This is a genomic window from Mesorhizobium sp. BR1-1-13, assembly GCF_020165515.1.
Taxonomy (GTDB): domain Bacteria; phylum Pseudomonadota; class Alphaproteobacteria; order Rhizobiales; family Rhizobiaceae; genus Mesorhizobium.
Window position 1 is genome coordinate 49,341 of sequence record NZ_JAIUIH010000019.1, and the last position, 12,874, is coordinate 62,214.

At 63.5% G+C, this 12,874-nt stretch carries 12 protein-coding genes; 6 read left to right on the forward strand and 6 right to left on the reverse strand.

The window, feature by feature from the left end; genetic code table 11:
- Positions 1–153 precede the first annotated feature (153 nt).
- Positions 154–1,035, forward strand: coding sequence for a LysR family transcriptional regulator (locus LB533_RS28720; protein WP_224678770.1), 882 nt, complete (start codon positions 154–156; stop codon positions 1,033–1,035).
- Here LB533_RS28720 and LB533_RS28725 read toward each other — a convergent pair.
- From LB533_RS28725 to LB533_RS28735, 3 genes are all read right to left on the reverse strand, one after another.
- Positions 1,014–1,385, reverse strand: a complete 372-nt coding sequence (locus LB533_RS28725; protein WP_224678771.1) for a glyoxalase superfamily protein — start codon at positions 1,383–1,385, stop codon at positions 1,014–1,016. The two genes, LB533_RS28720 and LB533_RS28725, sit on opposite strands and share 22 nt — an antisense overlap.
- 49 nt (positions 1,386–1,434) lie before the next feature.
- The gene (locus LB533_RS28730; protein WP_224678772.1) at positions 1,435–4,029 is read right to left on the reverse strand and encodes a TIGR02302 family protein; all 2,595 of its coding nucleotides are present in this window, start codon (positions 4,027–4,029) and stop codon (positions 1,435–1,437) included.
- 118 nt (positions 4,030–4,147) lie between these two features.
- Positions 4,148–5,089, reverse strand: coding sequence for a threonine/serine dehydratase (locus tag LB533_RS28735; protein ID WP_224678773.1), 942 nt, complete (start codon positions 5,087–5,089; stop codon positions 4,148–4,150).
- Positions 5,090–5,139: 50 nt separating this feature from the next.
- Here LB533_RS28735 and LB533_RS28740 point away from each other — a divergent pair, with 50 nt between their 5' ends.
- Positions 5,140–5,442, forward strand: coding sequence for an ArsR/SmtB family transcription factor (locus tag LB533_RS28740; protein ID WP_224678774.1), 303 nt, complete (start codon positions 5,140–5,142; stop codon positions 5,440–5,442).
- 18 nt (positions 5,443–5,460) lie between these two features.
- Here the strand turns inward: LB533_RS28740 and lysA are convergent, their stop codons facing one another.
- From lysA to argH, 3 genes are all read right to left on the reverse strand, one after another.
- Positions 5,461–6,729 carry a diaminopimelate decarboxylase gene (lysA, locus tag LB533_RS28745; RefSeq protein ID WP_224678775.1) on the reverse strand — a complete coding sequence of 423 codons (1,269 nt, stop codon included), beginning with the start codon at positions 6,727–6,729 and terminating at the stop codon, positions 5,461–5,463.
- Between the two features lie 69 nt (positions 6,730–6,798).
- Positions 6,799–7,005 carry a lipoprotein gene (locus tag LB533_RS28750; protein ID WP_140525432.1) on the reverse strand — a complete coding sequence of 69 codons (207 nt, stop codon included), beginning with the start codon at positions 7,003–7,005 and terminating at the stop codon, positions 6,799–6,801.
- A 115-nt stretch (positions 7,006–7,120) separates the two neighbouring features.
- Positions 7,121–8,521, reverse strand: coding sequence for an argininosuccinate lyase (gene argH / locus LB533_RS28755; RefSeq protein WP_224678776.1), 1,401 nt, complete (start codon positions 8,519–8,521; stop codon positions 7,121–7,123).
- A 37-nt stretch (positions 8,522–8,558) separates the two neighbouring features.
- On the opposite strand from argH, the gene tlpA reads away from it, so the two are divergent.
- The 4 genes from tlpA (at position 8,559) to ugpE (ending at position 12,868) form a co-directional block, all read left to right on the forward strand.
- A complete protein-coding gene (tlpA, locus tag LB533_RS28760; protein WP_224678777.1) occupies positions 8,559–9,245 on the forward strand; it encodes a thiol:disulfide interchange protein TlpA in 687 nt (228 codons plus the stop codon).
- 334 nt (positions 9,246–9,579) lie between these two features.
- Positions 9,580–10,884 (forward strand): sn-glycerol-3-phosphate ABC transporter substrate-binding protein UgpB, encoded by a 1,305-nt coding sequence (ugpB, locus tag LB533_RS28765; protein ID WP_140553261.1) that lies wholly within the window; start codon positions 9,580–9,582, stop codon positions 10,882–10,884.
- Between the two features lie 242 nt (positions 10,885–11,126).
- Positions 11,127–12,011: a sn-glycerol-3-phosphate ABC transporter permease UgpA gene (gene ugpA, locus LB533_RS28770; protein WP_140640268.1), complete on the forward strand. Its 885-nt coding sequence runs from the start codon at positions 11,127–11,129 to the stop codon at positions 12,009–12,011.
- A gap of 8 nt (positions 12,012–12,019) precedes the next feature.
- Positions 12,020–12,868 (forward strand): sn-glycerol-3-phosphate ABC transporter permease UgpE, encoded by an 849-nt coding sequence (gene ugpE / locus LB533_RS28775; protein WP_224678778.1) that lies wholly within the window; start codon positions 12,020–12,022, stop codon positions 12,866–12,868.
- Positions 12,869–12,874: the final 6 nt, after the last annotated feature.

A 12,874-nucleotide genomic window follows, 5' to 3' on the forward strand; every position in this document is an offset into this window, starting at 1 on the left:
TCGGGCAGCGGGCATGAGTGAGGACTCTTGATTGGCCCGTGGCCGAATCCTCAGCCACATATCCAATGGGTGAAGCAACTATCATCCCGTGTTTGACATGTTGCAAACGAATTGGAATGATATCAGCAATCAAAATTCCTTATGGCGGACGGGATGCGGCCCACTCTCGACAGCGATCTCCTGCGCACCTTCGTGGCCATTGTCGAAGCAGGCAATTTCACCAAGGCGGCCGAGCAGGCCGGTCGCACCCAATCGGCGGTTTCGATGCAGATGAAGAAGCTCGAAAGCGTCATCGGCGACAGCCTGTTCGAGCGCGGGTCGCGCGGCGTGGCGCTGACGCGGCGCGGCGGCGAGCTGATTGTCAATGCCCGCCGCATCGTCTCGCTGCTCGACGAGACGGCAGCGTCGATGGCGGCCGCGCCGCTCGGCGGGCCGGTGCGGATCGGCATTCCGGAAGAATACGGCCATGCCATCCTGTCGCGCGCGCTCGGCGCGTTCTCGAAGCGTCACACCAAGGTCGAGGTCACCGTGCGCTATGCTCATTCGGGGGCGCAGATAGCGGCGCTAGCCGCCGGCGAACTCGATCTTTGCGTGGTGTTCGAATGGCAGGATCCTTCAGGAGGCGAAGTGCTGATGCATGATCCGACGGTGTGGGTGACATCGATCCTGCATAACATGCATGAGGAGCGTCCGGTGCCGATCGCTCTCTATAACCGGGCCGGCTGGTGCAAGGATTTCGCCATCAAATCGCTCGAACAGCGCGGGCTTGGCTATCGTGTCGCCTACACCAGCGACACGACCGGCGGCCTGAAGCTTGCCGTGACCTCGGGTCTGGCGATCGCACCGATTTCGCGCAGCAACATTCCGGGCGGTTGCCGGGAGTTGACGTCGGCCGACGGTTTCGGGGACATCGATTCCTCGAATGTGGTGATGCATCGTAACCCGAATGCGTCGGGCGAGGCGATCGACGGTATGCAAGAGGCGATCCGCGAGGCGTTCGTCAACAGGCAGACTCAGCCGGCCGCATCCTCGTAGAAATGCAGCCGGTTGCCGAACGGATCGGCAACCGACACCTCGCGGGTCTTCCACGGCGTCTCTTCCAGGCCCGGCCTGGCGAAACGGTATGCTTTGCCGATCATTTCGCTATGCAGGGCGGCGATGTCCTCGACCTTGATGCGCATGGCGATGCCGGGCGCGCCGTCGCCATGGTGTTCGCTCAGATGCAGGATGCAGCCGTCACGGCCGACCGCCATGTAAAGCGGCGCGTTGTCGTCAAAGCGGTGCTCCCACAGCACCTCGAAGCCGAGAAAGCCGACGTAAAACTCATGGGCCTTGGCAATGTCGAAGATGCGCAGGATGGGCGTCACTGTGCCGAATTTGGGCATGATGTTGCAGCCGCTCCCGAATTACAGGCCGATGTCGCGGCGGCGATCCCTATTTCAGTTCCAGCAACCGTTCCAGATAGCTGCGCTCGATGTCGGGGCTGAGCGCATTGCCGAGCCGTTTGCGGATCGCTTCCAGGATCTGGCGGGCGCGCTGCACGTCGATCTCGTCCGGCACCTTCACCGAATCGCCGAAATCGGGACCCTGGCTGGCGCGCGGCCGGCCGAGCGGATCGCGATCGGCGTTCTGCTGGCGACCGCCTTCCTCGCTGCCGCCTTCGTCGCCCTGCATCGCCTGCATCTGCTTCATCATGTCCTTGGCGCCCTTGCGCAGCGCCTCCAGCGCGCGGCCCTGGTGGCCAACGGCCTGGTCACCTTCACCATCGCCCAGGGCCTGCTCGGCATTGCCCATTGACTTGCCGGCCTCGCCAAATCCTTCATTGGGCTCCATGCCCATCCCCTCGAGCCCCTTCTTCAACTGCTCGAGGTCGTTCTTCAACTGGCCTTGGCCTTCCTGCAACTGCTTCAGCGCGTCGGCGAATTCCTGCGGCGTCATCGGCTTTTGCCCGGCGAGCGGATCGCGGTTCTCGCCTGCGCCCGGCCTGTCCTGATCCTCGCCGCCGCCTTCGCCGAGCTGTTCATCGCGGTTCTGGCCGCGCTGGCGCTCGCCGCGTTGCATCTGATCCATGCGGAAGGTGTCGTTCATCATCTCCTGCTGGCGCCGCAGGATGTCGCCGAGCTTGTCCATCTGCTGGCGCATCTGGCTGTCCTGCTGGCCACCCTGCTGCTGGCGGCCGGCCTGGAGGTTGTTCATCATGTCCTGCAGCTGCGACAGCAATTGCTGCGCCTTGTCGCGATCGCCGGACTTCGCCAGGTTCTCGATCTGGTCCATCATGCGGTCGATGTCGCTCTGGCGCAGTTCCTGGCCGTTCTGCTGCATCTGCGGGGCGTTGGGATTCTGCTTGGCGCGCTCGGCGAACTCCTGCAGGAACTGGTTCATCGCCTCGCGCAGTTCCTTCATCGCCTTTTCGATCTCCGCGTCGCTGGCGCCGTTCTTGATAGCGTCCTGCAAAGCCTGCTGCGCCTGGCGCAGCCGCTTCTCGGCAGCCGAGAGATTGCCCTCCTCGATGCCGAGCGCGATTTCCCAGAGATAGGAGACCTCGTTGCGCAACTGGTCGTCGCTGTCGGCCATCTTCAGCCGGCTGCGCGCGCTCATGATGGCGAGGTAGTGGGACATGTTGTCGAACGTGTCCTCGGGCCGCAGCGTGATCGCATCCATCAGGTCGAGCACGCGCGGCTTGGCGTTGGCGTCGAGCGCCAGCAGGCGGCGCTGCTCGATAACGGCCCGCGCCAGCGGATTGGAGAACGGCCGCTCCGGCATCACCAATGTCTTGGTTTCGCTGCTCGCCGTATGCCCGGCATCGTCGGTGGCGACCAACGTCAACTTGATCTCGGCGCCAGCCCAGACGTGCTCGGTCAGGTCCTTCGAGGTCCGGGCGGCATTCGCCTTGCCGCCGCGGCGCGGCAGCGTCAGCGGCATGTCAGGCGGACCGTAGAGCGGACGCGCATCGGGCGCCTGCGGATCGGCGAGCGCGAACACGGCCTTGGCGTTGGCGGCGCCATAATCGTCGTCGATCTGGTAGTTGAGCTCGAAAGCGCCGTTGACAGCGCGCTTCGGCTCGCCGACGAAACGGATCTGCGGCGGCTTGTCCGGGATCACCGCGAAGGCCCAACGGCCGAGTTCGTCCTCGCCCGACTTCAGCGTCAGCGTGCCATCGCTCGTCAGCTTGCCGATGAACTGGCGCACTTTGGATTGCGCTGCCGGGCTTGCCGCCGGCTTGGCCGCGGCCGCCTGCGGGTCGGCGGGATCGATGGCGCGGGCATTGCCATTCTTGTCGGCATAGGCAAGTGTCTCCTCGCCCGTGCCGCCTGTGACGCGCAGCGAAACATCGCTGCCTTCGGGAACGTGGAAGGCCGGCGCCGCCTGGTTGGCATCCGCGGTGAGGAAGATTGGCGGCTTGCCGGTATAAGCGGGCGGCGTCACCCATGCATCGATGCGCGGCGGCACGGCGTCATGCGCGTCCTGGGCGCTGAACGCGTCGGCTACCCGGCCACCGGTCGGTCCGAACGAAAAAGCGAAGGCGGTGACGAGCAGAAGCGCCGCCACGGCTCGCAATCCCCAGGGATCGCGTTCCGGCACGCGCGTGCGCGGCACGTCGGCGCCGAGGCTGTCGAGTCTGTCGGCCATGCGCTTCTGGTGCTCGCGCCACAGCGCCTGCGAGAAGCTGCTTTCGCGGCCGCTCGGCCGGTCCGTCTGGGTTTGGACGGGGTGGTGCAGCAAATGGTTGGCCGCCTCGATGCGGCGGTCGATCTCGGCGCCGCCCGGCATGCGAAAAAAGCGTAGCGGGTAGAGCGCAGCCAGTGTCGCGACGCCGAAGGCGGCGACCAGCCCGATGCGCGCCGCATCGGGCAGGCGCGGGAAAAGCCCTAGCCAGGAAATGCTGAGAAACAGGCTGGCGACGACGAGAAGCGGCAGCAGGAGCGGCCAGCCCCGTTCGACCATCATCGACACCCGCGTCGCCAGCCGGCTGAGCGCCAAGCGCCCGGCGAGACCGCGATCGCTGCTGAAGATCGGTCGTTCCGTCATCGGCCCTTCCACGGGAGCGGGCGGGATGGCCCGAACCTCACGACTCGAAGAATACCCAGCAAACGCGGCGAAGGCGAGGCAGTTCCTGAAAAACGTGAAGGAGAGAAAGGCGCGGCGATCAGAATTTCGCCGGATCTGCGTTCGCGCCGCAGACGAGGACGGCGACCCGTTCGCCGGGTGCCGGCGCATAGCGGCCGGACAGGATGGCGCCGAAAGCCGCGGCGCCACCGGGTTCCGACATGATCCGCACCCGGTCCCACAGCGCCTTCTGGGCGGCGACGATGTCGTCGTCGCTGACCAGGATGGAGCGTTCCACGAAGGCCTCGGCGATCGGGAACATCATCTCGCCGACACGTTTGGGCGCCAGGGAATCGGCGGCGATGCCCTCGGCCGGCGCATCGACCGGATGGCCGGCCTCGAGGGCGCGATAAAGTGTCGGCGCGCCCTCCGGTTCGACGGCGACGATGCGGATACGGCCGGCGAACCAGGCGGCGATGCCACCGATCAGGCCGCCGCCGCCGACGGCGACCAGCAAAGTATCGATCTGAGGCAGGTCGTTCTCGATTTCCAGCCCGAGCGTGCCTTGCCCGATAAGCGTTTCCTCCTGGTTGAAAGCGTGGATCTGCAAGGCGCCGGTTTGCTCGGCGAAACGTTCGCTGGCGGCCAGCGCCTCGGCATAGCGGGCGCCGCCGACGACCAGCTCGGCACCGTAGCCGCGGATGCGCTCCAGCTTGGCCGGCGGGCTCACTTCCGGAACGAAGATGGTCGCCCTATGGCCGAGCCGCATGGCGGCATACGCCACCGCCGCTCCATGATTGCCGCCCGAGGCGGCGACGACGCCGGCCTCTGGGACCGGCCGCTCGAGAAGGTTGGTGAAGGCACCGCGCGCCTTGAACGAGCCGGAATGCTGCAGGCATTCGAGTTTGAGGTCGACCGCCAGCGGCGGCCGGTCGAAGTCGGCCATGTCGACGCGCAGCACCGGCGTGTGGCGCACATAGCGACGGATGCGCGGTTCCATCGCGGCGATGCGTTCGCGCGTTATGGTGTTGCCGTTGGTCATGGCCATCTCCTTGGGATTGACAATAATTAGTAACTTGGCAAAATGGCTAAATGCAAGAAGTTGATGTGTTCAAGGCGATCGCCAACGAACGAAGGCTGCGGATCCTCGATTGGCTGAAGGATCCGCGCGCGCATTTCCCAGCCCAGGCGGATGGCGATCTGGTCGAGGACGGTGTTTGTGCACTGCTGATCGCTGAAAAGCTCGGCATTACGCAAGCGACGCTCTCCGAGCATATGCGTGTGCTCACCCAGGCAGGGCTGTTGCGGACCAAGCGCATCAAGCAATGGACCTTCTACCGCCGCGACGAGGACAAGATCGCGGAGACAAGAGCACTCATTCAGAACCGGCTATAGGGCCGCCGTCGGCGGCTTCTATGCAAGCCAGTCGGGCATCGAATCCAGGCCGATCAGTTCGTCATAGGTCTGGCGCGGGCGCACGACGTGGAAACGATCGCCGTCGACCAGCACCTCCGGTACCAGCAGGCGGGTGTTGTAGGTGCCCGCCTGCACCGCGCCATAGGCGCCAGCGGTGGCGATGGCGACCAGGTCGCCGGACTTGAGCCTTGGCAGGTCGCGGTCGAGGCCGAGATAGTCCCCGGTCTCGCAGACCGGGCCGACGATATCGACCGTCATGCGCGGCGCGTCGGCGGGCGGCAGCACCACCGGTCTTATGTCGTGAAAAGCGTCGTAGAGCGTCGGCCGGATCAGGTCGTTCATGGCGGCGTCAACGACGAGGAAATTCTTGGCATCGCCTTCTTTCGCGAAGATCACTTGCGAGACGAGGATACCGGCATTGCCAACGATCAGCCGGCCCGGCTCGAACATCACCTTCAAGCCGAGCTTGGTGACGTGCTTGCGGACAATCTGCGCATAGGCGTCGGGGAGCGGTGGCGGGTTGTTGTCGACGCGGTAGGGAATGCCGAGACCGCCGCCGAGATCGACATGCTCGATGGCATGGCCGTCGGCGCGCAGCGCGCCGACCAGTTCCACCAAAAGCGCGAAGGCATCGTCGAAGGGTTGCAACTCGGTGATCTGGCTGCCGATATGGGTGTCGATGCCGGTGACCTTGATGCCCGGCAATTCGGCCGCGCGCGCATAGACCTGACGCGCCTTCTGCCATGGGATGCCGAACTTGTTCTCGGCTTTGCCTGTCGAGATCTTCTTGTGCGTCCTGGCGTCGACATCCGGATTGATGCGCAGCGAGACCGGCGCCACCTTGCCCAGGGCAACGGCGCGCGACGAGAGCAGCTCGAGTTCGGGCTCGGATTCGACGTTGAAGCACAGGATGCCGGCTGCCAGCGCAAAGTCCATTTCACGCGCGGTCTTGCCGACGCCGGAGAACAGGATCTTGCTGGCCGGGATGCCGGCTGCCAATGCGCGCCGCAACTCGCCTTCCGACACCACGTCGGCTCCAGCGCCGAGCCTGGCCAAGGTCCTCAGCACCGCCTGATTGGAATTCGCCTTCATGGCGTAGCAGACCAGTGCATCGAGCCCGGCAAAGGCCTGAGCGAAGACGCGGTAGTGCCTGGTCAGCGTGGCCGTCGAATAGCAGTAGAACGGCGTGCCGACGGTTGCGGCGATATCCGATATCGCCACGTCTTCGGCATGAAGCACGCCGTCGCGGTAGTCGAAATGATTCACGAGAGTGGTTCCGAAAAGTTGGAGCAGGGGTAGGAGCGGTTTTAGCAGTCTAAACCGCTCTCACCGGCTCTAGAGCAGCGGGTCGAGAATGAACTTCTTGTCCGCGACCGGTTTTTCCGGTTCCGGCGGCACAGGTTGGTGGGCCTTCTCGGCGTCCTTGCGCGCCTGCACGGCCGCCTCGTAAGGCGTATCGAGACCGGACCTTCTGCCGCAAGCCGTAACGGCGGCAAGCGCCGCAAGCAGCGTCAATGTCACCAAAATCCTGCTTCCGGTCATCGATCCATCCGTCCGATTTTTTTTCCGCCGCTGCTTTTAGCCGAGTTCTCGGCGCATTGCACCCCGGATATTGCCGTTGCAATATCCTGGATATTGCCGGACGCAATAGGTGGCGTCACGCCTTGGCCAGCCGCTTTTTCCAGTAGCGGATCTGCTTCCTGACCTCCGACGGTGCGGTGCCGCCGAAGGAGGTGCGGCTCTTCACCGAGTTCTGCACGGCCAGCACCGAAAAGATGTCCTTCGTGATGCCGGGATGGATCGACTGCAAGTCTTCCAGCGCAAGCTTCTCCAGGCTCAGCTTCTTCTCTTCGGCCAGCGCCACCGCCCGTCCCGTGACATGATGCGCTTCCCGGAAAGGCAGGCCGAGCGTGCGCACCAGCCAGTCGGCAAGGTCGGTCGCGGTTGCGTGGCCGGAGCCGGCGGCCTTCTTCATCACCGCCGCGTTCACCGTCATGTCGGAGACCATGCCGGTAATAGCCGCCAGCATCAGGTCGAGCGTCTCGGCGGCATCGAACACCGATTCCTTGTCTTCCTGCATGTCCTTGCCATAGGTCAAAGGCATGCCCTTCATCACCGTCAGCAGGCCGACCAGATGGCCGGTGACGCGCCCGGTCTTGCCGCGCACCAGTTCGGCGGCGTCGGGGTTCTTCTTCTGCGGCATGATCGAGGAGCCGGTGGAGAAGCTGTCCGACAGCCTGATGAAGCCGAATTGCGGGGTCGACCAGATGATGATTTCTTCCGCCAGCCGCGACAGATGCGTAGCGCAGATCGCCGCCAGCCCCAGGAATTCCAGCGCGAAATCGCGATCCGAGACGCTGTCCAGCGAATTGCGCATCGGCTCGCGGAACCCGAGCGCCGTGGCGGTCCGGTGGCGGTCGATCGGAAAGCTGGTGCCGGCAAGGGCGGCCGCACCCAGCGGGCTTTCGTCCATGCGTTCGATGGCGTCGCGCACCCGCGACAGATCGCGCGAAAACATCTCGACATAGGCCATGCAATGATGGCCGAATGTCACCGGCTGCGCCGCCTGCATATGAGTGAAGCCCGGCATCACCGTCGCGGCGTGCTGCTCGGCCCGCTCCAGCAACGCACCGATCAGGCCCTTCAAGGCCTCGGCGACGCGAAAGCACTCGTCCTTGACCCAGAGCCGGAGGTCCACTGCAACTTGGTCGTTGCGAGAGCGGGCCGTGTGCAGCCGGCCGGCGGCCGGACCGATCAGCTCGGCGAGGCGGGCCTCGACATTCATGTGGATGTCTTCCAGCCTGGTCGAGAATTCAAACGTGCCCGTCTCGATCTCTTTCAGGATCGTGTTCAGGCCGTGAGCGATTTTTTCTTGATCGGCCGCCGAAATAATGCCCGTTTGCGCCAGCATCGCGCTATGGGCGATCGAACCTCTGATGTCCTGCGCGTAGAGTTTGCGGTCGAACGAGATCGACGCGTTGATCGCTTCCATGATCGCGGCCGGACCCGAGGCAAATCGTCCGCCCCACATCTGGTTGCTGGTCTTCTTGTCGCTCATGGCTATAAAACCCGTGCTTCGGAGCAGTTTTGAGAAAATGGCAGACGGAAACAGATTTTTCCCGGCCCCGCGCCTGATCCTCGCCGCCCTGGTGGCGGGAGCGCTGGCCGGCGCGGTCGCGGTATATGTCAGCGAGAGCCGGTCTGGCAACAACGCCGCGCCGCAAGTCGCCGTGGGCGACAGCAACGACGATGTCGCCTGCGCCGCCAAGAGCGAACGCGCCAAGAAGATCGCCGCTGCCGCCACCGGCGAGGTCGCGGCCCTCTTGCCCGCCGATCCGCCGCAATCGATGAAGGGCCTCGCCTTCAACGGCCCGGACGGCAAGCCGATGACCATCGCCGACCATGCCGGCAGGACGGTGCTGCTCAATCTGTGGGCGACATGGTGCGCGCCATGCCGCGCCGAAATGCCGGCGCTGGACGCCTTGCAGAAGGAAAAGGGCAGCGATGCGTTCCAGGTCGTCGCCGTCAATGTCGATGCCGGCGACGATGTGAAGCCGAAGAAGTTCCTTAGGGATACCGGCGTCGAGGCGCTCGGCTATTACCGGGATTCGACGATGGCGCTGTTCAACGACTTGAAGACGCGCGGCCTGGCGCTCGGCCTGCCCGTCACCATGCTGATCGACGGCGAAGGCTGCCTGATCGCCCATATGAACGGCCCGGCCGAGTGGTCGGGGCCGGACGCCAAGCGGCTTGTCGAGGCCGCGCTCAACCCGTCGGGCTGAGCACGGGACGGGAATTTTCCAACGCATCGACCGAGCTTTAAACCGACGCCTTTTTCAGCGTTGTCATGTCAGTGTTGTCATGCGCTGTTAGACACCGTCCGTCGGTGAGGTCGCTGACCGTCTCGACGCAGGTCCCTGGTACACCAATTCAAACAGCAAGCCGCTATGCAATCCTTTCCGGTCACTTCTATCCGGAGGTCCACGCTACTTTAGCCGGAAGTGAAGTGCGCTTGCCCGCAACAAAACCGTTGTCCGCTGCGCGCGAACGACACATAGTGCCATTGCGGGAGTGCCCCTTTCGCCAATGACAAGCAATGAAAACGGGAGACGAAACATGAAGTTCTTTGGCTTCGCAGCCGGTGTCGCCGTGACCCTGCTTTCCACAACCTCCGCCTTCGCCGTCACGCAGATCAGCTGGTGGCACGCCATGACCGGCGCCAACGCAGAGGTCGTCGACAAGATTTCCAAGGATTTCAACGCCAGCCAGGGCGACTATCAGATCGTTCCGGTTTTCAAGGGCACCTATCCCGAAACGCTGAATGCCGGCATCGCCGCCTACCGTGCCGGCCAGGCGCCCGACATCATCCAGGTGTTCGATGTCGGCACCGGCGTGATGATGGCGGCCCGGGACGCGATCAAGCCAGTGGCCGAGGTGCTGACCGGCGCCGGGATGAACTTTGACAAGAGCCAGTATCTGCCAGGCATCGTCGGTTATTATTCGACGCCGGACGGCACCATGCTGTCCTTCCCCTACAACTCCTCCTCGCCGATCCTCTACTACAACAAGGACATCTTCCAGAAGGCGGGTCTCGACGTGAACAACCCGCCCAAGACCTGGAACGAGGTGTGGGAGGATGCCAAAAAGATCAAGGCGAGCGGCGCCGCCGCTTGCGGCTACACCTCGACCTGGCTGACCTGGATTCACCTGGAAAACTTCGCGGCGTGGAACGATGTGCCTTGGGCCACGCAGCAGAATGGCCTGGCCGGCGGTGATGTCGAACTCAAGATCAACGCGCCGATCTTCGTCAAACATTTCCAGGCGCTCGCGGATCTGGCCAAGGACGGCACCTTCAAATATGGCGGGCGCACCTCCGAAGCCAAGCAGATATTCCTCGCCGGCGAATGCGGCATCTTCACCGAATCCTCGGGCGGGCTGGGCGACATCGTCAAGTCGGGCATGAACTACGGCATCGGCCAGTTGCCCTATGACAGCGACGCCAAGGGCGCACCGCAGAACACGACGCCGGGCGGCGCCAGCCTTTGGGTCTTCGGCGGCAAGTCCGACGAGGAATACAAGGGCGTCGCGGCCTTCTTCGCCTATCTGTCCAAGACCGATGTGCAGGAATATCTGCACCAGAAATCGGGATATCTGCCGGTGACGCTCGCCGCCTATGAGGCGACGAAAAAGTCCGGCTTCTACGACAAGAATCCCGGTCGCGAGACGCCGATCCTGCAGATGACGGGCAAGGCGCCGACCGACAATTCGAAGGGCGTGCGGTTGCCGAACCTGCCGCAGGTGCGCGACATCCAGAACGAGGAGTTCGAAAAGATGCTTGCCGGCCAGGAAACCGCCCAGCAGGCGCTCGACAATGCGGTCACGCGTGGTAACGCGGCGATCAAGGAAGCGCTGGGGAATTAGGGCGCGGGCGGGCGTATAGAGTTATAATCCTTGCTCCACGAGGCCCCCTTCCGCCCTGCTGGGCATCTCCCCCTCAAGGGGGGAGATCGGCTGTCGCGACCGGTTTCGGAAATTGCCAAGGCTGAATGGCAGCCGTCGCAGGAACTGCCAATCTTCTTCCAAGACGGGGAGATGTCCGGCTGGACCGAGGAGGGCGTCGTAGAATGCCGTTCGGTTGACTATTTCCATGCTGGAGCGGCGCATTGACCCCGCGCGTCGTCTTTCCCAACAAGGTCTTGCCCTACCTCCTGGTGGCGCCGCAACTTGCCATCACGCTGGTGTTCTTCTATTGGCCGGCCGGGCAGGCGCTCTACCAGTCGATGCTGCGGCAGGATCCGTTCGGGCTGAGGAGCAGGTTCGTCTGGTTTGCCAATTTCCGCAAGGTGCTTGCCGATCCGGCCTATCTCAACTCGATCAAGGTCACAGTGGTGTTTTCGCTTGCGACCGTGATCGTTGCCATGGGCGTGGCGCTGCTCCTTGCCGTCATGGCGGAAAAGGTGGTGCGCGGCAAAGGCCTCTATCGCACGCTGATGATCTGGCCCTACGCGGTGGCGCCGGCGATCGCCGGCATGCTGTGGCTGTTCCTGTTCAACCCGTCGATCGGGTCGCTGTCCTATCTGCTGAGACGTTTCGGCGTCGGCTGGGATCCGCTGCTCAACGGCACTGACGCCATGATCCTTCTGGTGGCGGCGGCCGCCTGGAAGCAGATCAGCTATAATTTCCTGTTCTTCGTCGCCGGGCTGCAGGCGGTGCCGAAAACGCTGATCGAGGCGGCGGCGATCGACGGCGCCGGCGAAACCAAGCGCTTCTGGACCATCGTCTTCCCGCTTTTGGCACCGACGACGTTTTTCCTTTTGGTCGTCAACACCGTCTATGCCCTGTTCGACACGTTCGGCATCGTCCACGCCGTCACCGGCGGCGGGCCGGGCAAGGCCACCGAGACACTGGTCTACAAGGTCTACAATGACGGCTTCGTCAATCTGATCCTCGGCGATTCGGCGGCGCAGTCGGTCATCCTGATGGTCATCGTCATCGCGCTCACCGCCATCCAGTTCCGCTACGTGGAACGCAAGGTGCATTACGGCTGAGGAGCGCGATGATCGGTCGGTCCCCGTTTCGCATTTTCCTTGCACATGCCGTGCTCATCCTCGGCATACTGATCGTCGCCTTTCCGATCTACTACACGTTCGTTGCCTCCACGCAGACGCTGCAAACCATCCTCAGGCCGCCACTGCCTTTCCGGCCGGGCAGCGAGTTCTGGAACAACTACGGCGAGGCGCTGTTCGGCGGCGTCGGCCGCATCGGCGGGCTCGGCGTCGGCAGGCTGCTCCTCAACTCCACGATCATGGCGCTCGGCGTCGCGGTCGGAAAGATATTCATCTCGATCCTGTCGGCCTACGCGATCGTCTTCTTCCGTTTTCCGCTGCGCATGACTTTCTTCTGGCTGATCTTCATCACCCTGATGCTTCCCGTCGAGGTGCGCATCCTGCCGACCTACAAGGTAATGGTCGATCTCGGCATGGTCGACACTTATGCCGGACTGATCATCCCGCTGATCGCCTCGGCCACCGCAACGCTGTTGTTCCGCCAGTTCTTCATGACCATCCCGGGCGAGTTGGTCGAGGCGGCGCGCGTCGACGGCGCTGGCCCATGGCGCTTCTTCTTCGATATCCTGTTGCCATTGTCGCGCACCAATATCGCGGCGCTGTTCGTCATCCTTTTCATCTACGGCTGGACGCAGTATCTGTGGCCGCTGCTGGTCACCAACAGCAACGATATGAGCACCATCGTCATCGCACTGAAGAAGATGGTCTCCTTCGCCGATGCCGACACCCAATGGCACTTGGTCATGGTCACGGCGATCCTGGCAATCTTGCCGCCAATCCTGGTCGTGGTGCTGATGCAGCGCTGGTTCGTGCGCGGACTGGTCGACACCGAAAAGTGAGAAGTC

Bases quoted from the DNA above. Each gene is read 5' to 3' on its own strand.
- LB533_RS28740 (WP_224678774.1), top strand. From the start codon at position 5,140: ATGCAAGAAGTTGATGTGTTCAAGGCGATCGCCAACGAACGAAGGCTG.
- LB533_RS28750 (WP_140525432.1), bottom strand. From the start codon at position 7,005: ATGACCGGAAGCAGGATTTTGGTGACATTGACGCTGCTTGCGGCGCTT.
- LB533_RS28735 (WP_224678773.1), bottom strand. From the start codon at position 5,089: ATGACCAACGGCAACACCATAACGCGCGAACGCATCGCCGCGATGGAA.
- ugpB (WP_140553261.1), top strand. From the start codon at position 9,580: ATGAAGTTCTTTGGCTTCGCAGCCGGTGTCGCCGTGACCCTGCTTTCC.
- LB533_RS28730 (WP_224678772.1), bottom strand. From the start codon at position 4,029: ATGACGGAACGACCGATCTTCAGCAGCGATCGCGGTCTCGCCGGGCGC.
- tlpA (WP_224678777.1), top strand. From the start codon at position 8,559: ATGGCAGACGGAAACAGATTTTTCCCGGCCCCGCGCCTGATCCTCGCC.
- ugpE (WP_224678778.1), top strand. From the start codon at position 12,020: ATGATCGGTCGGTCCCCGTTTCGCATTTTCCTTGCACATGCCGTGCTC.
- LB533_RS28720 (WP_224678770.1), top strand. From the start codon at position 154: ATGCGGCCCACTCTCGACAGCGATCTCCTGCGCACCTTCGTGGCCATT.
- argH (WP_224678776.1), bottom strand. From the start codon at position 8,521: ATGAGCGACAAGAAGACCAGCAACCAGATGTGGGGCGGACGATTTGCC.
- LB533_RS28725 (WP_224678771.1), bottom strand. From the start codon at position 1,385: ATGCCCAAATTCGGCACAGTGACGCCCATCCTGCGCATCTTCGACATT.